Source organism: Saccharothrix longispora, assembly GCF_031455225.1.
In the GTDB taxonomy this organism is placed as follows: Bacteria; Actinomycetota; Actinomycetes; order Mycobacteriales; family Pseudonocardiaceae; genus Actinosynnema; species Actinosynnema longispora.
This window is the reverse complement of the sequence record NZ_JAVDSG010000001.1, coordinates 2,454,027-2,472,521: the sequence shown is the minus strand read 5'-3', so window position 1 is coordinate 2,472,521 and position 18,495 is coordinate 2,454,027. Positions and strand designations below refer to the sequence as shown.

General features: G+C 70.3%; 13 protein-coding genes, 2 pseudogenes and 1 CRISPR repeat array (1 of these 16 cut by a window edge). Of the genes and pseudogenes, 7 read left to right on the top strand and 8 right to left on the bottom strand.

The window, feature by feature from the left end:
• The first annotated feature begins 3 nt into the window (after positions 1 to 3).
• The 4 genes from J2S66_RS09905 (at position 4) to J2S66_RS09890 (ending at position 4,153) form a co-directional block, all read left to right on the top strand.
• Positions 4 to 1,143, top strand: coding sequence for a C40 family peptidase (locus tag J2S66_RS09905; protein ID WP_310306472.1), 1,140 nt, complete (start codon positions 4 to 6; stop codon positions 1,141 to 1,143).
• Positions 1,137 to 3,155, top strand: a complete 2,019-nt coding sequence (locus J2S66_RS09900) for a type IV secretory system conjugative DNA transfer family protein (RefSeq protein WP_310306470.1) — start codon at positions 1,137 to 1,139, stop codon at positions 3,153 to 3,155. The genes J2S66_RS09905 and J2S66_RS09900 overlap by 7 nt, the downstream gene beginning before the upstream one ends.
• Before the next feature lie 56 nt (positions 3,156 to 3,211).
• Positions 3,212 to 3,739 (top strand): hypothetical protein, encoded by a 528-nt coding sequence (locus J2S66_RS09895; protein WP_310306468.1) that lies wholly within the window; start codon positions 3,212 to 3,214, stop codon positions 3,737 to 3,739.
• Between the two features lie 96 nt (positions 3,740 to 3,835).
• Positions 3,836 to 4,153, top strand: coding sequence for a hypothetical protein (locus J2S66_RS09890; protein WP_310306467.1), 318 nt, complete (start codon positions 3,836 to 3,838; stop codon positions 4,151 to 4,153).
• Positions 4,154 to 4,406: 253 nt separating this feature from the next.
• Here the strand turns inward: J2S66_RS09890 and J2S66_RS09885 are convergent, their stop codons facing one another.
• The 3 genes from J2S66_RS09885 to J2S66_RS09875 form a co-directional block, all read right to left on the bottom strand.
• Positions 4,407 to 4,763 carry a hypothetical protein gene (locus J2S66_RS09885; RefSeq protein WP_310306465.1) on the bottom strand — a complete coding sequence of 119 codons (357 nt, stop codon included), beginning with the start codon at positions 4,761 to 4,763 and terminating at the stop codon, positions 4,407 to 4,409.
• A 93-nt stretch (positions 4,764 to 4,856) separates the two neighbouring features.
• A complete protein-coding gene (locus tag J2S66_RS09880) occupies positions 4,857 to 5,312 on the bottom strand; it encodes a hypothetical protein (protein ID WP_310306463.1) in 456 nt (151 codons plus the stop codon).
• A 113-nt stretch (positions 5,313 to 5,425) separates the two neighbouring features.
• The gene (locus J2S66_RS09875) at positions 5,426 to 5,599 is read right to left on the bottom strand and encodes a hypothetical protein (RefSeq protein WP_310306461.1); all 174 of its coding nucleotides are present in this window, start codon (positions 5,597 to 5,599) and stop codon (positions 5,426 to 5,428) included.
• A 251-nt stretch (positions 5,600 to 5,850) separates the two neighbouring features.
• Here J2S66_RS09875 and J2S66_RS09870 point away from each other — a divergent pair.
• Both J2S66_RS09870 and J2S66_RS37120 read left to right on the top strand, forming a co-directional pair.
• Positions 5,851 to 6,378: pseudogene (locus J2S66_RS09870) on the top strand (glycoside hydrolase family 15 protein); the annotation flags it as partial.
• Positions 6,371 to 6,550, top strand: a pseudogene (locus tag J2S66_RS37120) (ISL3 family transposase); the annotation flags it as partial. The pseudogenes J2S66_RS09870 and J2S66_RS37120, both read left to right, overlap by 8 nt.
• A 66-nt stretch (positions 6,551 to 6,616) precedes the next feature.
• Here J2S66_RS37120 and mobF read toward each other — a convergent pair.
• On the bottom strand, positions 6,617 to 11,668 hold the full coding sequence (gene mobF, locus J2S66_RS09865; RefSeq protein ID WP_310306459.1) for a MobF family relaxase: 5,052 nt from the start codon (positions 11,666 to 11,668) through the stop codon (positions 6,617 to 6,619).
• Between the two features lie 342 nt (positions 11,669 to 12,010).
• Between mobF and J2S66_RS09860 the strand changes: the two genes are divergently transcribed.
• Positions 12,011 to 12,631, top strand: a complete 621-nt coding sequence (locus J2S66_RS09860) for a hypothetical protein (RefSeq protein ID WP_310306457.1) — start codon at positions 12,011 to 12,013, stop codon at positions 12,629 to 12,631.
• Positions 12,632 to 12,752: 121 nt separating this feature from the next.
• On the opposite strand, the gene J2S66_RS09855 is transcribed toward J2S66_RS09860, so the two are convergent.
• The 4 genes from J2S66_RS09855 to J2S66_RS09840 form a co-directional block, all read right to left on the bottom strand.
• Positions 12,753 to 13,847: a hypothetical protein gene (locus tag J2S66_RS09855; RefSeq protein ID WP_310306455.1), complete on the bottom strand. Its 1,095-nt coding sequence runs from the start codon at positions 13,845 to 13,847 to the stop codon at positions 12,753 to 12,755.
• 920 nt (positions 13,848 to 14,767) lie between these two features.
• Positions 14,768 to 15,358: a hypothetical protein gene (locus tag J2S66_RS09850; RefSeq protein ID WP_310306453.1), complete on the bottom strand. Its 591-nt coding sequence runs from the start codon at positions 15,356 to 15,358 to the stop codon at positions 14,768 to 14,770.
• A gap of 507 nt (positions 15,359 to 15,865) precedes the next feature.
• Entirely contained in the window at positions 15,866 to 16,918 is a 1,053-nt protein-coding gene (locus J2S66_RS09845; RefSeq protein WP_310306451.1) for an AcrVA2 family anti-CRISPR protein, read from the bottom strand.
• Between the two features lie 323 nt (positions 16,919 to 17,241).
• Positions 17,242 to 17,730: a hypothetical protein gene (locus J2S66_RS09840; RefSeq protein WP_310306449.1), complete on the bottom strand. Its 489-nt coding sequence runs from the start codon at positions 17,728 to 17,730 to the stop codon at positions 17,242 to 17,244.
• A 484-nt stretch (positions 17,731 to 18,214) separates the two neighbouring features.
• A CRISPR array of direct repeats spans positions 18,215 to 18,495; the repeat unit is 28 nt; unit sequence GTCTTCCCCGCGCGAGCGGGGGTGGTCC (it continues 1,834 nt past the right edge of the window).

Sequence of the window (18,495 nt, the reverse complement as noted above, 5' to 3'; positions counted from 1 at the left end):
GCGATGGTCAAGGGCCTCCTCGGCGGCGCAGCCGTCCTGTTCAGCCTGCTTCTGCTGGTTGCGTTGCTCAGCGCCGGTGTGCAGGACGCATCGGCGACCCCGCTCCGTGGTGGTTGCACGGTCACCATCTCGCCGGCCGGTCAGGCGGGTGGTCAGGCGACCGCTCCGGGTGAGCAGGTGGAAGCCACGCTGAGCGCCGACCAGATGGCCGTCGCGCGGACCGTCGTCGCCGTCGGCAAGGGCTTGGGTGTGACACGGCGCGGTACCGCGATCGCCCTGGCCACGGCGATGCAGGAGTCGACCCTGGACCCGAACGCGGTCTCCGGGCGCAGCCTCGGGTTGTTCCAGCAGCAGGGCGAGCTGTACGCAGGCGTCAATCGAACCGATCCGGCCGACACCGCCAGGGCGTTCTACGAGCAACTCCTGACGCGAATTCCGAACTACGACGACCCGGCCGTGGCGCTGGGCGACGCGGCGCAGACCGTGCAGGCATCCGGCGCCGGAGCCTCCTGGTACGCCCGATGGGACCGGTGGGCCACCGCGCTGGCCGCCCAGCTCCACGATGGCACCCTCGCCCAAGGCGGCGCCGACGGTGCCGCTGGCATCGTGTGCGCGCCGGGTGGCGGGTCCGGGCCGATCCGCGTGCTGGTCAGCGGCACTACGATCACCCTGCCGCCCGAAACCGGGATCCTCGGCACGCTCACCATGCCCAACGAACGAGTCACCACGATGGTGGCCGCAGCGTTGAGCTACCTGGGAACCCGCTACTCCTGGGGCGGTGGCAACACAGCCGGCCCCACCGTGGGCATCCGCGACGGCGGCGTCGCCGACGCCCACGGCGACTACGCCACCGTGGGCTTCGACTGCTCCGGTCTGATGGTCTACGCCTTCGCCCAGATCGGTGTCACCCTGCCCCGGGTCTCGCAGGACCAGCAGCGGTTCGGCCACCCACTGCCCTGGGAGCAGGCCCAACCCGGCGACATGCTGTTCTGGGGACGCCCGGCCACTCACGTCGCGCTCTACCTCGGTGTGCTTCAGGGCGTGCACTACATGGTCGAGGCACCTCAGAGCGGTGACGTCGTCAAGGTCAGCATGGTGCGCACCCCCGCGGGGTTCGACTCGACCGTGGTGCGCGCATGGTGATCCTGCGACGGCACCGAACCACGCTGGAACAACGCCGCCGCCGCGCCGCGGGCCTGCTGCTCGCTCTGGCCGGCGCGATCGTGACCGTGTGGCTGGCCACGGGGCTGCTCGCCGTGCTTGACGGGCAAGGCTGGCGGCCACCCCGGCTCCAGCTGCACTCACCGGTCCACGGTGACGACGGGCTAGTGGGACTGCCGACCTACCGACCCCCGGCCCCGACCACCACCTTCGGCTCGACCGCGCCGTTGACCGCCAACGTTCCCGAACCGGTTCCAGCCGCTCCCCCACACGAGATCGGCACGCGGTGGCCGGTAACCATCCAGTGGCCGGTGCGCCCGCTGCCGGTTGCGACGGCTGCCCTGCCGCTGTGGGCGGCATGGCTCGCATTCGTGGTCGCGCCCGTGGCTGGGTACCGGCGCGAAGGGCTGGCCAGCACCCGCGAAGTCCGGCGCGCACTGGGCCGTCGGCAGGTCCGCGGCAAGGGGCGGGTGACGTGGCCGCGAAGCCGGTGGTGGACCCGGCTGACCATGCCCACCGCCGCGTTCGGCTACCGCCTGGGCCGCCCTGTGCGGCCGTGGGCGCCGTGGGTGCCGCTGTGGGCACACTTCGAGCACAACATCCGCATCCTCGGCCGCACCGGCTGGGGCAAGACGCTACGCCTGCTCATCCCCATCATCCGCGACCTGCCCGGCCCGGCGATGGTGCTGAGCATCGAACCGGCGGTGTTCACCCATACCGTGCTCGCCCGGCAGCACCGCCCCACACGCCCCGCGCGGGCACCGTGGAGCCAGCTGCCCCGCCACCGCCGAACCTACGAGTACCCGGTCGCCGCGGTGGACTTCTCCGACCCGGCCGATCGATTCACCGCAGGCTTTCCACAGGTGCGCTGGAACCCCATCGACGGGTGCGCCGACTTCGCCGTCGCCACCCGACGCGCCCACGCCCTGGTCGCAGGCTCCGACACCGCGGGCACACAGCGACGCGGCAGCGAGGACGACGTGTTCTTCCGCAACTCCGCCGCCGAAGTCCTGGCCGCCTGGTTGTACGCGGCGGCACTGGGCGGCTACGGCCTCGACGAGATCACCCAGTGGCTCTCCGACACCCAACACACCACCCCACGCCGCGTGCTCGCCGAACACCCGCACACCGACCGCACCGCCCTGCTCGCCCTGACCACCCACCTGAGCACCCGCTCCGACCGCACCACCTCCGGCGTCGAGCGCTACCTCGCGCTGACCATCAACGCCCTCATCAGCCGCGAAGGCCGCGCCTTCTGCGACGTACACCCGGACCGGTCGTTCGACATGACCGGGTTCGTCCGTGACGGCGGCACTGTCTACGTGCTGGCCGACCCCGACCGCGTCCACCGCGTACGCCCGCTGTTGTCGCTGTTCACCGCCGAGATGTTCATCGCCGCCCGCACCGCGGCACTCGCCCATCCTAGGAGCCGGTTGCCCGTGCCGTTCGTCGCGGTCCTCGACGAGTTGCGGCACAGCGTCGTGGTGCCCAACCTGCCCTACGTCGGCAACACCATGCGCAAACACGGCATCCACTACCTCTACTCGGTACAGAGCAGCAGCCAGGAAGACGAACTCTACGGCGCCCAGGCCGACAGCCTGCGCGCCTCGGCCGGCATCACGCTGGTCGGCGGACTGGACATGACCGTCGCCCCCGAACTGACCACCCGAGCGGGCAACGCAGCCCTCGTCGAGCGGGCCCGCGAACGGGGCGGCGACCAGGTCACCCGCGTGGACAGCCTGCCGGTCTCCGAGCAGCAGCGCCTGGCCGACGGCCGCGCCGTCATCGCCCCCCGCGGCAGTGGTCTGTTCATCGCCTCCGCACCCACGATCCACCAACGCCTACGGCTGCGCCGCCGCATACACCGCGAGGTCGACGCCGTCGACGCGATCGTGCGCGAAGCACGCAGCCGTGAACACAGCCGCGCCCGAGCAGCCATGGACGCAGCCGACGCACGCGCCACCTTCAACCAACCCGGAAACACCCAGCCGTGACCGGCCACCCGACAGATCCCGCCTCGACGGCACTCGAAGCGTCTGCCGAGCACGACGTGACGGTGTTGCTGGCCCTGCTGGACGCCGAACCCGCCACGGTGCGACGCACCCCGTGGACGTGGGCCGCCCTGTCGGACGAGCAAGCCGCAGCACTGAGGCGGACCGTGCGGCGGTGGGTGACCGACTATAACCTGGTGCACGCGGTGTCCAGTCGCGAACTCATTCCCGACTGCTGGCCGCAGCATCCCGGCCTCGCCCACGACCTCGCCGTCATGGTCTGGGTCTACTACGACAGCCACCATGACCGCCGCACCACACCCCTGATGGCCGGCGACTACCACCTGCGCTACCTACCCGGCTTCCGCTCCCGGCTCGATCACTGGCTGGGCAGCGACCCCGCCGGCTGCCGTGCGGGTGAGCACCCCGCCTCTTGGCGCACCACCCCCGGCGAGGCCCTCCGTCCAGCCGACCACCACCAGCTTGCGGACCCCGGCGAAAGCAGAGCCACGCACTCCTCGTTCGGATTCACCGCGACAGGCGAACCACCGAACGCGGATTCGTCGTCCGCGCCCGTCAATCGGTAGAACGATCGCAGCGGAGCTCACCGCTCGGAAGACGACGCTGTTCGGGCAGGTCTGAACAGCTGGCATGCGTATCGCCGAGTATCGGCGTACGTCGCCATGAATCGTCCCTACGCCCGCGTCGCCTCCGGCGAGGATTCCCGGTATCCGCCGACCTACCGGCGCGGCATGGTCGCCTTCTACCGCGAGCACTGCCAACGCCTGACGCGGCGACCCGACGTCCCGGTCACCCACCTGCTTGCCGAGAGCCGCGTCCTCGGCTACTCCGGCAGCGCCAACCTCCTGGACCGCTACCTCCGCATCGGAACGACCCAGTCAGCAGCTTCGGATAGACGCGCCCTGCGACCATCGATGGCGTTCCAGTGCTACCTCGACCAGCGCCGCAGGGTCTGTCAAACGAGCGGCTCTGACCTGTAATCGGTGGTGACGCTGAGCATCTGTCAGGGTAGGAGGATGCGGTGGTGGAGGAGGTCGAATCCGGCGCGTCCGTGCATCTGCCTCATGATCCTCTTGGTGCGGGTGTTGACGCCTTCGGCGCGACCATTGTGGTATGGCACGATCACAGCGGCGTCCACAGCGGACCAGTCGATCCGAGACCGTTGGTGCCGGAAACGCCGACGAGCGGTGTCCGGGGCGGCAGAGCCCCGGACACCGCTCGTCGAGTCGGGCGTCAGATGACGTAGAAGCTCGGCCCGGGGACGCCGTGGATTTCGGCGCCGCGCGAGCTGTTGTAGATGGACGAACCCAGGTAGCGGCTCCCGCTGTAAACGTCGAAGCGCTCGTTGGTCCCGTTGCCCCCGATCCGGGACGTGAGGCATGCGACCTCGTTCGGCCACTTGGCCGGGGTGATGGACGCACCGCCGCGACCGGGGAACTGGACGGTGATGAAGAAGTTCTTGCCCGTGCAGACCTTGAGCGTGCCGGGCGTCGCCGCCTGGGCCTGCCCGGCGCCGAGCACCGAGAGCGCCAACCCCGTGGCGGCGGTCAGCCCTGCCAGCGCGACGCGACGCGACTTCGACTTGCGCATTGCTCCTCCAGATCTTCGTGCTTGCCAACCCGGTCACGGCGGGAGCGCCGCGCCGGACACCTCCGGTCGACCGCCGGAGCGGCGGTCGACCGCTCATCCCGGCGGGATCGCGACCCGCGCGGTCCCGGTGACGTCGGCGAGCGCCGGATGGGCGCCCGCGAGCCGGCACAGCAGCTCGACACCGGCGAGGTCGTCGTCGGATCCGGCGAGCACCTCGCCGTCCCAGCCGACCACGAAAGCCGACTCACCGTCGATACCGCACCACGCGGGCACCGCGAACGTGCCGTGCGACAGCCAAGAGCGGTCCATGCCCCTGCGGTCGCGGTCCTCGACCACCAGCACGTGGGGACCGAGCGCGAACGCGGCCACGAGGGCATCGTCCGCACCGGACTGATCACATGCCGCCCATCGCACCGGCTCCGCCCAGGTCGTCGCGCCACCGACGTCGGCGATCACCGCCCGACCGTCGTCGTAGCGCAGGGCACGGGTGCCCGAGGACGAGGTCACCGGCAGGACCGGCGTGTCGAACTGGCGCGACGATTGCGGCATTCTGCGCGCTCCGGGATCGGCGGTCGGGTCTACCGACACGTTATGCGCACGCAGGGACGCCCAGCAGTCGCCGCGAAGGCGGTGTACCTGTTAGGGCAACAGGTGTTGCCTGTTCACCGGTGTCCGACCAGCCCGCCGGGGGCACGAGCCCACCACTTGACCCTCAGCCCGACCAGCGCCGTGACAGGTTCCGCCATCGGCGGCGCCTGGGAGGGGAACAGACCGGGCGCCCACCGGTACGGCAGCGCGGCGACACCCGGCTTGACGAGGCAGAGGCCCGTGAGCATGGCGGTCACGTCGACGTGACCGCGCGGGTGCGCCGAACCGCCCAGCCCGGCGACGAGGCGCGCGACCTCGCGAGGCGCAGTACCGGGGCACGACTGACCGCAGGTGCGCCTGCGGCAGCAGATGCAGCAGGCCCACCGCCAGTACCTCCACCGGCTCCCCGAGGTCGAGCCACCCGTTCGCCGTGCACGCAGCCAGGACGTGATCGGTGTCGACGACGTCGGCGCGTAGGAAGTGGCCGTGCCGCAGGCGACTGGTCACCGCGCGCGGCGCGCTGACCGACCAGGACTGGCTGATGGTGCAGGCGATGGCCGAGGCGGTCGCCCGGCGCTGGCACGAGCCCGACCACGGCATCTGGGAGGAGCGGCACGCGCCGCGCCACCACGTGTACTCCAAGGTCATGTGCTGGGTGACGCTGGACCGGGCGGTGCGGCTCGCCGAGACCTACGGGCGCGACGTCGACCCGTCGTGGCCGGTGCTGCGCGACACCATCGCGGGCGACGTGCTCAAGCACGGCTGGAGCGAGGAAGCGCAGTCGTTCACCACCGCCTACGACGGCGACGACCTCGACGCCGCCTCCCTGCACGTCGGCCTGTCCGGCCTGATCGACCCCGCGGACGACCGCTTCCAGGCCACCGTCACGGCGATCGAGGCCGAACTGCGCTCCGGGTCCACCGTCTACCGCTACCGGCGCGACGACGGCCTGCCCGGCGACGAGGGCGGCTTCCACCTCTGCGCGGCGTGGATGATCGAGTCCTACCTGCTCACCGGCCGCCGCACCGCATCCTCACCAACGGTCTCGGATCGACCGGTCCGCTGTGGACGCCGCTGTGACTTTGCCCTACCACAATGGTCGCGCCGAAGGCGTCAACACCCGCACCAAGAGGATCATGAGCCAGATGCACGGACGCGCCGGATTCGACCTCCTCCACCACCGCATCCTCCTACCCTGACAGATGCTCAGCGTCACCACCGACTACAGGTCAGAGCCGCTCGGCTCGTTTGACAGACCCCGGCTGCTACCGGTCACTCGGCTGGGGTTCGATCCCGCTGCCGGGGTGCGGGGGTTCGAGGTCGTCGAGGTGGGGCTGGCGCTCGACGGCCAGCTCCGATGCGCGGCCGGCTGGCTCGTGGGCGGAAACTAGCTCGTTGTGACGTTCCTGTCGTTCGCGTTCGCGGATTTCCTCGGGTTGGTTCGCGCGCAGTTCTGCCTCGGTGCGCAGGCCGTCGATGCGTCGGCTGAGGTTGTGGTGTTCGACGGCGAGGCGTTCGGCGCGGTGCTGGGCGGTGGTGAGTGTGTCGAGGTCGCGTTGGTGGGCTCTGGGGCGTGCGTGTTCGTGGTCTTTTTCGGCTGCGTTGGCGCGCACGAGGGTGTAGTGGCGTTGCTCGGGTGGCCCTGTGCGCTCGTGGAGCCGGGCCGCCTGGGCGGCGAGGTCGCGGGCGTGTGCGTGTGCTTGTTCCTCCCGTTCGGTGTGCTGTCGGACCTGCTCGGCCAGTTCGGTGCGGCGGGTTCGGGCTAGCGGGCCCAGGGCATCGAGGGCGTGCTGGGTGCGTGCGCGGTCGGCGGCGGCGTTCTCCGCCTGCTCCAGGGCTGTGTGCCAGCGCGTTTCGAGGTCGTCGGCTTGACGGATCAGGTTGGCCTGTTCGCGGAGCCGGTGCAGGTGTTCGTCGAGCGCCCGCACGGCCGGACCGACTTGGGCGTCGACCTGGAGCCGCAGTTCGTCGGCCTGCCGGCGCGCTTCATCGAGGGCGCGGTCAAGAGTGATGAGGCGCTGCTGCTCGGCTGCGAGCAGGCGCTGGAGGTGCTCGTCGTTGTGGCGGCCGTGTTCGCGCTCCGCCCAGTGCTGTGCCCTGCGGGTTTCCGGCTGTCGGGTTTCCGGTTTGCGGTCGGCAGCACCCGCAGTGGTCTTGGCAGGTTCGGTGTGCTGCTGTGCAGCGCGCTGGAAGGCGGCGGTGGTCAACGCCGAGGGGTTCTTGACCCGCCTGCCGCTGACCTCGGTGGGTGAGACCTGGCGCAGCGCGGCGTGCACGTCGACACCGCCTTCGGCGGCTTGCTCGATCCGCTGGGCGAGTGCGCCGAACGCAGGTCCGCCGGCGACGAGGTCGACGACCTCGGGGTGGTCGGGCCACGCCCGGCGGAGGTGTTCGAGGGCGGTGCGGCGGCGGTGGCGTTCGGCGGCGGCCCGGTCGCTGCCTCTCTGTGCCTTGTCGGCCTCCCACTGGTGGGCGCCGGCGGTGCGCTTGATGAAGTAGGCGGTGAGGCGGGCGGGGTCTTCGACGTTGTCGTGGCCGACCTTGGCCAGCGGGACGCGTGCCAGCAGGGTGCGGGCGTCCAGTCCGGCGACCGCGTGGCGGTCGAGTTGGCGCACGACGGCGTCGAACGTGGGGCTGGTGATCACGGTTTCGGCCAGTTCGGGGCGTGCGGTCCAGGTCTCGCGCACCAGGTCGGCGACCTGATCGCGCAGCAGCTGCCACTGCTGTCGGCGGTCGTCCTGCTCGCGCCGGGTGTCGACATGACCGTCGGCGAGGCGTTCGGCGGCGTCGCGTACGGCCCATGCGGTGAACGCCGCGGGGTCGGTGACAGCGTCGGAGGTGACGGTGCGCAGCGGTACCTGGGCCAGCACGTCGCGCACGTCCAGGCCTGAGTTCTCGACCTCGGCCAGACGCCGGGCCGCAGTGGTGAACGCGGCGGCGGCGATGATCCGCTCCACCAGGTCGGGCTCGTGGCGCCACACCTCGCGCAGCAGGGCCGCCGCGCGGTCTCGCGATTGCTGGTCCCGCTGGGCGCGTTCGGCGCGTGCCTGCGTGGCTTCGGCGCTGTGCTCGGCGCGCTCCTCGCGGCGGCGGACGGCTTCGCGTTCGGCTGCTGCGGCATCGCGGGCGTGCTGCTCGCGGGTCTGGGCGTCGGTGAGGTCACGGAACTCGGTGAGCCCGAGCTGGACGACGACGGGCAGGTCGTCAGGTGAGGTTTCGGTGCTGCGGGCGCGGCGGGCGAGCTTCTCGACGGCGTGTTCCATCCGCTCCGCGCGGGTCTGTGGGGCGGGTCGGGCGGTGGCTTCGCGTTCGGTGTCGAGCGCGTCGAGTGGCGCGAAGAGGTGCACGGCCCTGCGGTGCCGGCTGGTGGCGACGTGGGCCGCGGGGTTGTCGGCCCCGGCGGCGTGGAACAGCACCGTGCCGCCCGACCACTCCCCCGCGGGGCCGCGCCACTGGTCCCCGACCGTCAGCCCTTCGGACTTGTGCACGGTCATGGCGTAGCCGAGGGACACGCCGCCGCGGGCGATGTACTCCGGGGTGAGCCGGCCGAGGCGGGTGGTGCGGCCGTCGGCGGCGTCCTCCTGCCATTCGACGGTCAGCGTGCCGTCGTCGGCGATGTGGGTGACGACGGCGCGGTAGCCGTTGAGGACGTCGGTGTCGGCCAGCGTGCGGCGCTGCACGGCGTTGATGCGCATCAGCACGTGGTCACCGATGTGGAAGCGGATCTCGCCGCCGTGTCGTAGCGCGTAGGTGCGGCCGGGGCCGAGTTCGGTATCGGCCAGGCGCAGGGCCTGGGCGCCGTGGTTGAGCCGGTCGACCATGTCACGGGTGGCGCTGAGCATGACCAGGCCGCGGATCTCGGTGTGCGGGTCGGGTGCTCCGGCGCGCATCCGCGCCCAGGTGGCGAGCATGGCGGCGGTCGCCTCCGAGGTGGTGTCGGTGGCCACCAGCCGGTTGCCCAGCATCCAGATCGCGAGGGCTTCGCTGTAGCGGCCCTCGCGCCACAGCGCGATGGCCTCGCGTTCGTCCTCGTCGCGCTGCCGCCGGTTGTCGACCAGTTCAGGGCCGTCGACGAGGCGGTGGACGTGCCCGAACAACGAGCCCGCGCCGACGCCGCGCAGCTGGAGCTTGTCGCCGACCTCGATGACGCGGGTGCCGGTGCGGGCAGCGCGGTGATAGAGCCTGGCGCGATCGCGGTCGTCGGTGAGGTTGGCTTCGTCGACCACGAGCACGTCGACACCGGTCAGGACGGTGCTGTCCGGATCCTCGACGGTGCTCAGCAGCGAGGTCAGCGTCTTGGAGGGAATGCCGGATTCGGCTTGCAGGTTGCGGGCGGCGACGGCGGCGCTGGCCGCGCCCCGCACCACATATCCGGCAGCCTCCAGGACCGTGCGCAGGGCGCGCAGCAGGGTGGTCTTGCCGGTGCCGGGGGCGCCGTTGACGGTGTCGATCATGCGGCCGTCGGTGGCCAGGCGCGTCACCGCGGCACGCTGCTCGTCGGACAGCGGGTAGTCCTGACCCGCCTCGACGATATCGAGGGCCATCCGTATCAGGTCCGGGTCGGTGACGCGGACCGGTGACTGGTCGGGATGGCTGGCCTTCGCGTCGCGCAGGATGATCTTCTCGGCGTCGATGACGTCGGTGGTGGTGAACTGCTGCGCGTTGGCCATGTGCTGCGCGGCCAACGACCGCTTCGCTCCCACCCCGTGCACCAGTTCCGCGCCCTGGGGCAGCCGGACGAATTCCAGATGGGCCAGCACCCGGTCGGTCATGGCCTCGATCGCCTCGGGTGACTCGTAGCCGCCGGGCATCGCGTCGGCGACGTGCCGCAGTGCGTCGGCGCGCGTGAATCGGCGGCTGTGCGAGGTCAGACCGGCAGTCGGGTCGAGCAGGTGTCGCGCGATGGTCTCGGCGGTGACGACCGGTTCGGGTTCGGGCTGCTCGCCGTCTTCGGGCAGGTGTCCGCCGGCGAGGACGTGTCGGAGCTGTTCGGCCGGGTCACGTCCGGCGGCAAGTTCCTGTCCCTGCCAGATGTCCTGGAGGGTGGCGTCGGATGTGTCGCCGTGGCCTTGTCCGCGTGCGGTCTTGGGTCGGCGGGTCAGCCGTGCCGCGAGGTCCTGCTGGACGCGGGTCGCGGTATCGGGGTCGTGTCCGAGCTGGGTGAGCAGGGCGCGGATGTCGGTGTTGCGTTTGCTGAAGTGCCGCAGCGTGTCGTCGGCGATGCCGGCGATCTCCCAGCGTCCGGTGCGTTCGCTGCGGCGGTAGCGCACACCGAACCGGGTCGTCATCTGGTGCCGGATCAGGGCGTGCACCATGTGCTGCACGACCGGTGCGTGACGGATGAGGTCTCGGCCACCGGCGGCGATGGTGCTCCACTTGCCGTCCTCCACCCCTCGGGTCATGTTGGCCAGGGTGAGATGGACGTGCCAGTGCGGATCGCCCACCGGCATGCCTTCGGTGGGCCGGGCGGTGCGTTCGATCATCGCCCAGCCGAGGAAACCCGAACCCGGCACGGTGGCCGCGGTCTTGCCTTGGCCGTGTTTGCCGCGCATGCCGTAGGCGGTGCGCGCTTCGAGCCAGTCGACGGTGCGCAACACCTGCTCCAGGTACATCGGCTCCGCCTGCGCGGCCAACTCCGGCGTGGCGATGGCCAGGAACACCGAATCCCCCTTGGGGATGTCCACGGTGAGGTCGTAGGCGGCGTTGCCGGCGACGACTCGCCGCGGCACCCTCTTGAAGCGCGGCCTGCCGGTACGGCCGGTGCTCTGCACCACGGTGAACAGGTTCGCCGTCGCCCGCTGGAACGCGCCGGGCTGCCACACCTCGTCCGGCACCAGGCCCAGGGCGTCGAGGAGGAGACCGGCGTGGTCGGCGCGCAGGCGCGCGGTCTCCCCGTCGGCCCGCCACACCCGCTCCGCGGTGGCGAACATGTCACGCAACCTGCGGTCGGTCAGCACGTCCGACACCGGCACTCCGGCCTGGGCGGCGATGCCGTGCACGGCGCGCACCAGCGGCGAGATCGGCAGCTTCGCGTCCTCCGGCACCGCCTTCTTCGGCTCCACCAGCACCTCGCCGGTGTGCGGGTGGCGCCCGGTAGCCAGGGCCCGTGCCCAGGGGAACTGGTCTTGGGTCAGCGGGCTCAGCGGGGTGATGCCGACCTCGCGCAACCCCTGCCCGATCCACAGCAGGCCCCGCGGAGCACCCCGCGGGTGTGTCGAGAGCGGTCGTTCACGGTCGGAGCCGCTGCACGAGTCGCGCTCACCGAGCCGGTAGTCGATCTCCGCAGGGGTGAACCCGAGAGGCTTGACGTAGGCCACACACCCACCTCCCCCACGCGCTGCTCGGCGACAGGAAGCGCGTCCTGTCGCCTGTTCGACTCTTGGCGTGGGGGCCGAGATCACCACACCTGGCGTGCCGGCTCGATGTGGGACCTCACCAATACCATAGTGCAAATCCATTAATCCTGCTGCAGTTGTTCGCAATGGACGGTGCGATGCCGACTTTCGTTGGGCGAAAAGGCATCCGCAGCACGGACACGACAGGTGCGCAACAGCGGACCTGTATTGCTGTGGCGACTGTCGTTCGTGCTGGAGTTGAACCGAAGCGGCGTTTACGGTGGTGGTGCTCCCAGGGGGATGTGCGGAGCGGAGGTCGGGATCATGGCTGCGTCGGCGAGGGACATCGCCCGGCAGGTGGCGGAGGAGGACCGACGGCGGGCGCGGCTGCGCACGGCGGCGATCCGGGATGTCGCGCGGGCTGCTGAGGCTGCCGAGGAGGCGCGGCGCGGTAGTGACGAGCGGGTCGCGGGGTTGCGGAAGCGGCACCGTGAGCGGGTCACGGTGTTGCGTGAGCAGCTCGGGGCGGACATCGAGGCGGAGCGGGCGAAGAAGCAGACGGCCCGGGTGGGTCTGGCGCAGGCGGTCGTGGCGGCGCTGGAGGTGTTCGACGAGGTGGAGTTGGCGCGTTATAGCGGGATGTCGGATCAGATGGTCGCGTCGTTGGTGCGCTTGGCGCGGTCGGCGTCGGTCGGGGACGGGTCGGATGAGCAGGAAGAGGACATCGACGGTGGGACCCGCGTCGGCGAGGACGTCACCGGTGTCGATGGTGAGCCGGACGTGCTGAGTGGTTCTGGTGAGGACGTGCCGAACGGCATGGTGCCGCCGGACGGTGGTGGTGTCGGTGATGCTCCCGCGGCGGGTGGGGGGCATCGCTTGGGCGCGGGAGGTGTGGGGGTTGGCGGGGGTGAGTACCCGCCGCAGGCGGGTTCGATGTCGCCGTGAGGCGGTCGGGGGTGGGTGGGTGGGGCCGGTTTGTGGCGGGGTGGCCGGCTTGGTGCCGGCCACCCCGGTTACGTGGCGGGTGTCGGCGGACGGGGTCGGCCCGTCCGCCGGCGGGTGAGGGTTAAGCGGCTGCTGGTTCGGCGTGCTGCTGCGGTTCCTGCGGGGTCTGCTGCTCCAGTCGTCGGCAGTCCAGGCACAGACCCTGTCGGACCTGCTTCACGTCTCCGCACGTCTCGCACGAACCACCGTCCACCGTGGGCGCGGTCTCGGGCTGGGGTTCCTGTTCCCGGTCGGGCTGCGGCTGGGGTTCGGGGGTGTCCTCGGCGGCGGCGGCGCAGGTGCGGGAGCAGTAACGCGGGTCATGCGGCGCGGTGCGCTGGTCGTGCTGGTTGGGCACGTCGAGGGGGTTGGGGTTGTTGTTGAGGTTGGCGTCGCAGTGGGCGCAGCAGGGCACGCCTTCGGCGATCGTGACGGCGGCGTGCCGCTGCTGGTGGGTGGTCGCCCACTGCTCGATGGTGGCGGCTGCGAGTCGGCGCTGATGCCGCATGGCGCGTCGCCACTCGGCGCGCACGGCGGGCATTCCGCCGTGGGTGACGTGGTAGACGCATCGGGCGTGGATGGCGTCGGTGTAGGTGTGGCCGGTGGGCAGTTCGGGGATGCCGGGGCGGTCGAGCGAGCGGCATTCGGTGCACAGGCCGTCGTCACCGTGTCCGGTCTTGACCCGGTCGGTGTGCACGTCGATGACGGCGCGTTCCCCGGCGCACCACACGCACGGGCGGGTGCGTAGGTCAGCGACGGCGGCGCGGTCGTAGTCGAGTTCATAAGCGATCGGCCGCTCTGCGCGAGCGGGGGCGTCGTCCACTCCGGCGCGGGTCTGGCTGTACTCGGTGACGGTGCGCGGTTCGTTCTGGGCGCGGGAGCGGCGGCGCTGTTCGGGCACGGTGCGGCGGGCGCTGTGTTCGTGGCGGGAGTTGCTGTTGCGCGGTGCCTGGTAGTTGCCGCGTCCGTAGCGGGGCGCGCTGGTGGTGTCGGGGTGGTAGAGGCCGGGGTCCTGGGCGGGGACACAGGCGGCGATGACGGCGCGGTCCTCGGGGTTGGCGGTGCGTTGCCAGGCGTTGCGCAGCTTTGCAACGGCGATGTCGTAGGGGTAGCTGCTCAGCGTGGCGGCGCACTTGCCCATCAGGGCCAACGTCTGCGGGTCAGCGGTGTTGACCACGGTACGGACGCGACGTTTGGCGGCGGTCAGATCACCGGCCCGGACCAGGGAGGCGATATCGACGAGTGCCGTAGGGACAGAAACGTGCTGCGACATGAGTAACCTCGAAATTCGGATCTGCGTGTCCGTCGGGTTTGGCCTTCCCGGCGTTTCTTGCAGTTTAATCCTAGTAACGATTCTCGCAATTCGCAAGACCAAAAGGGCTCGGCTCATTTTTTGACGTCAAACCGTTACCTGCACTGCCAACGTGCTGACCTGCCGTTTGTCTGCCCGAAACGCGGTTTGCACGCATTGTCCAACGCACCCTAAATGTTGCTTAACCCTTTTCGCCGCCCCCCTCGCGTAGTGCCGGTTTCGTGTCGCGCAGACCGGGTCAAGGTGGGTCCTGAAATAATTGTTCGGAGCTTGCGGAGAAGAATTATTTCGGGTGCCTTGAGGCGGTCTGCGCGGCATGACAGCCTCAGGGCACGAGGGGGCGTTGGCGACGCGCGGCTCCCGGGTGAGGTTCGCTTGGCCGCGTACGTGGACGAGGAGGTGGCAAATTCCTGTTCAGGCCGCGTCCAGGATGTACCGGTGCTCTGTGGTCCCGGAGCTGCGGCGATGATCCGTTGGGTCGCTACACTGGAGTGGCGCGTCAGGATAGGGCCCTTCGGAGCCTGCGTGGTCTTGATGCGTTGTGTTCCCGCATTTTTGGTCGAGCCACTGCCTGTGGTGGTGGTAAGCCTTCGGGCTTGTGCGGGTGACGCGGGACGTGCCTGGCTTCGGCCAGGCACGTCCTCACCGTCTCGCGGACTTCCCGGGGGTCTGCACCTGCCCACAACGGCTTCCTGTAAGCGACGTGCCTGCCAGTGGTGGCTGTTGCAGCACCGACTCCCTGTGCTCGTCGGTGCGGTCTCGGGTGCGTGCACAGGCCGGGCGGTCTACTCGCTGGCGTCGACTCTGCCGAGCGTGCTGGTCGTCTGGACCAAGTCGGTGACGGCGTGGATTGCTGTGCGTTGCGACCAGTCGAGGAACGTCTCGGGCAAGCCGGTGCTGGCGTTCGTGGTTTCGTCGCGTCCCAGGAGCAGGCATGGTCCGGCGATGCGCGGTCTGCCTGCGGCGAGTAGCCGTTGGACGAAGGCCCGGTCGCCGTGGGTGGCGGTGTAGGTGCCGGAGGTGATGTCGGCGAGCAGGTGGTCGAGCAGGGTGTTCATGTTCGGGTTGGGCGGGTGGTTTTCCAGGCTGTGGTCTCCGATCCAGAAGTCGAGGCCGCGCACGACGTGGACGCGGTCGGCGAAGGGGTCGCCGACCAGGCCGATTGGCAGTAGGGCGAGTTCGTCCGGGTCGTCGGGCAGGGTGAGGAAGTGGACGTGGTCGTCGTGGCAGTACATGCCGAGCCGGGGGCGCGGCCGGGGTTCCGACGTGAGGCCGGCGTCGTCCGGGGCGGTCTCTTCAGCGTCTGAGCCGTGCGTGGGGGTGGCGGGGAGCAGCTGCTGGATCTCGGCTGCTGGCTCCGTGCTGGAGTTGTTCATGGTGTGCTGTCTTTCGGTGTCGTTGGACGCTGGTGTGGTCGGCCGGGTAGGGCGGCGAGCCGTCGCAGCGTCGAGGCGTTCTGGTGTGAAGTGGTCTTCCGGCTCGATGGCTGTGTCGAGCCGGGCGGCTGTCGATGTTGGGGGCAGGTGCTGGGCGCGTCCGGTGTTGGACGGGTGGCGGTTATGTGGCGTCGAGGCCGCAGCCGGGGCAGAGGAGGAAGACGCCCGCATCGTGGTCCGACGTGTCGGGGTCGACTGGACGGCCGTGGCGGTCGAACCACCGGCCGCTCGGCGAGTCCCAGGTGCAGGTTTCGGGGTGTTCGGCGGGCCAGGTGTGGTCGGGTACCTGCATGACCCGTCGGTGCGGGTGGACGTATTCGCGGGAGGGGCCGTGGAAGTGCACGGGCCGGTCGCGCAGCGCGATGGCCGCGGTCTCGTGTGCCGGCGGAGCAGGAGCGGGGCATCTGGTCATGACGTTGAGCTCCTCGAGATGTGTGGCTACGGGGCTTACCGGTTGGTGGGTCGGTCCCAGACGTGGACGGTGTGGCCGGTTTTGAGCGGCTTGTCCTGGGGGCCTCGGATTTGGGGGTTGATCCAGACGAGGCGTCGTAGGGATCGGTCGGGGCCGTGGGGTTGGTTGCGCCAGTGGCCGCGGACCAGCCAGCGCACGGTGTACTGGCGTTCGCCGGTGCTGGTGGGCTGGTTGTCGGTGGGTGTGTCGCGGTGGCGGCGGTGTACGTGCACGATGCGGACGTCGGAGGTGCGTACGCCGTCTCGGGCTTCGCGGCGTTGGAGGCGCCGGTTGGGGGTGGCTTGTTCGGTGTGGCTGATGCCGGGTTGGGTCATCAGCAGCCAGGCGGCGTAGAGGACTTTCAGCCAGGGCACGACGGCTTGGCCGGCCAGGAGGGTGCTGAGTTCTCCGATGCGGTTGAGGTCGGCGATGGTGTGGCCGTGGTGCAGGGTGATTTCGTTGTCCCATAGCCATTCGGGTGTGGCTGTGAGCGCGGTGTGGAGTTCGGTGTGTTTGGGTGGTCGGCTGAGGATGCGGGTGAGGCAGTGGCGGAGGTAGTCGCGGTCGCGGACGCTGTAGAAGGTGATTCCGGTGGCGTCGGGTATGCCTGGTAGTGGTCCCCAGGAGGCGGCGGCGATGTCGACGCGCCGGTCGCCCAGTGCGTCGCCGAGGTAGGAGCCGATGGGTTCGGCGAAGACGATGAATCCGTGTTGGGCGGGCTGGTGGGTGTCGTCGATGCGCAGGTTTTCGGGGAGGGTGGTGGCGGCGGCGGTGGCGACTTGGGTCATCTCTGGTGAGACCCAGTAGAGGGCGGCTTGGGCGAGGCGTTCGCGTTCGTTGTCGAGGATGAGCCGTGCGGCCTGTTCGGGGTTGGGTGAGCGGATGAGGTCGAGTGAGAAGCGTCCTTCTTTGACCATGGTGGTGTGGAAGGTGAGCGCTTCGGGTTGGGCGAAGACTTCGCGGAGGTAGAGCCGTATGGCGGGCAGGTCGTGGGGTTGGGGTGGGGTGTAGCTGCTGTCCCAGATGCCGGTGTCGGGGTTGTGGGGCATGGCGGTGTGGCTCCTGGAAGGCGAGGAAGTGGATGGGCGCGGTGAGTTGGGGGCGCGCGGGAGCACTGCGGGCCCCGGCCGAAGTCGGGGCCCGCAGTGGGGTGGTGCGGGAGGTGGCCGGGGGCGCGGCTTGCTGTGGAGGCCGTCGTGTTCGGTCGCTTACCGCTCCCCTGCCGGTGTCCGGCGGTCATGCCGGCGGGGCGCTTGTCCCAAGGTGGGGAGGGGTCGCGTGGGGTGCGGTGTCCCGGCGTGCGGCATCGGCACGGCAACCCTGGGGCCGGCCGTGCTCGGTCGGGTGGAGCGCGGTGGCGTTGTGCCGGGCGTTAGTGCTGTGTGTCGGGCGAGCGCGGGTCGCTTCCCGGTGTGGGGCGCTGGTCGCGGTGCAGTGGCGTGGTGCCGTGGCGCCGCTCGTTGAGTTGCCGCGGTTGCGGGATGCGGCGCCATCCGATGCGCTGGCAGGCGTAGAAGCGGCCGTCGACCGCGACGATGTCGCCGATGGACAGCGACCTGTTGCCGCGGTCGCGGTAGCGGATGGCGCGCGGGTCGGGCTTGCCGAACTCGGGGTCGTCTCCGATGTTGCACAGCTGGAAGGCAGCCTCGACCAGGTCCACGTCGCGGCTGCGTGATGCCGGCGGCTCGCGGTAGGCGAGGACTTCGGTGACCGGTTGTCCGTGGTAGCCGACGAGCAGTGCGCGATCGTTGAGGTTGTGGAAGACCCGGATGGTTACGGGGCGGCGTGCCCAGCGCAGCAGCGTGTGCCTGTACTGGTCGAAGGCCGTGGCGAGGCGGTGTCGGGATGGTCGGATGTTCATCGTGTCGCGCCCTCTTGCGGCTCGGGGGTGCCCCGCGGTTGCGGGGCGCGTCCGCCGAGACAGGGGCAGGGGTGGGGGCGGCGTTGTGTGCCGGCCCTGCCTCTGCCCCTGTACGGTGCGACGCCCCTGCGACCACGGGGCACAGCCCGGCTGCGTACGGCTCTCCCACCGCGTAGCCGGGTTCGAGGGCGAGCGGTAGTGCTTCTTGCCCCGGAAGTAGGTAGCCACGTAGGTCGGCGAGAATCAGCCGACCTACGTGGCTGGCTGCAGCTCAGGCAAGCTTGTCGCCGTCGGGCATCTCATGCGGGTCAGGAGCCGTGGGACTCTCCTCGTTCGAAATCCGCGTCGTTGCATCGACAAGTAAGGCTTCCGAATGAGATGGCCCTGCCGACGCCTGCCCTGCTGAACATCAGGACGATATTCGAGACCGCAATGCACCGAATGAAATGCGGGCATCGGCCTGTAACGTAGCAGCTCAGGAAGTGTCTTCCCCGCGCGAGCGGGGGTGGTCCGCTGCGCGCGGCCCCATAGTGGGTCGTGGGGCCGTCTTCCCCGCGCGAGCGGGGGTGGTCCGGCGACCGCCAGGCGCTGCGCGGAGTACGCCCCGTCTTCCCCGCGCGAGCGGGGGTGGTCCCCGGCGGGACCTCCGGGTGACTTCACACCGCCCGTCTTCCCCGCGCGAGCGGGGGTGGTCCTAGCGGGGTGATCCAGGTGGAGACTCGCGACGGGTCTTCCCCGCGCGAGCGGGGGTGGTCCGCACGTCAC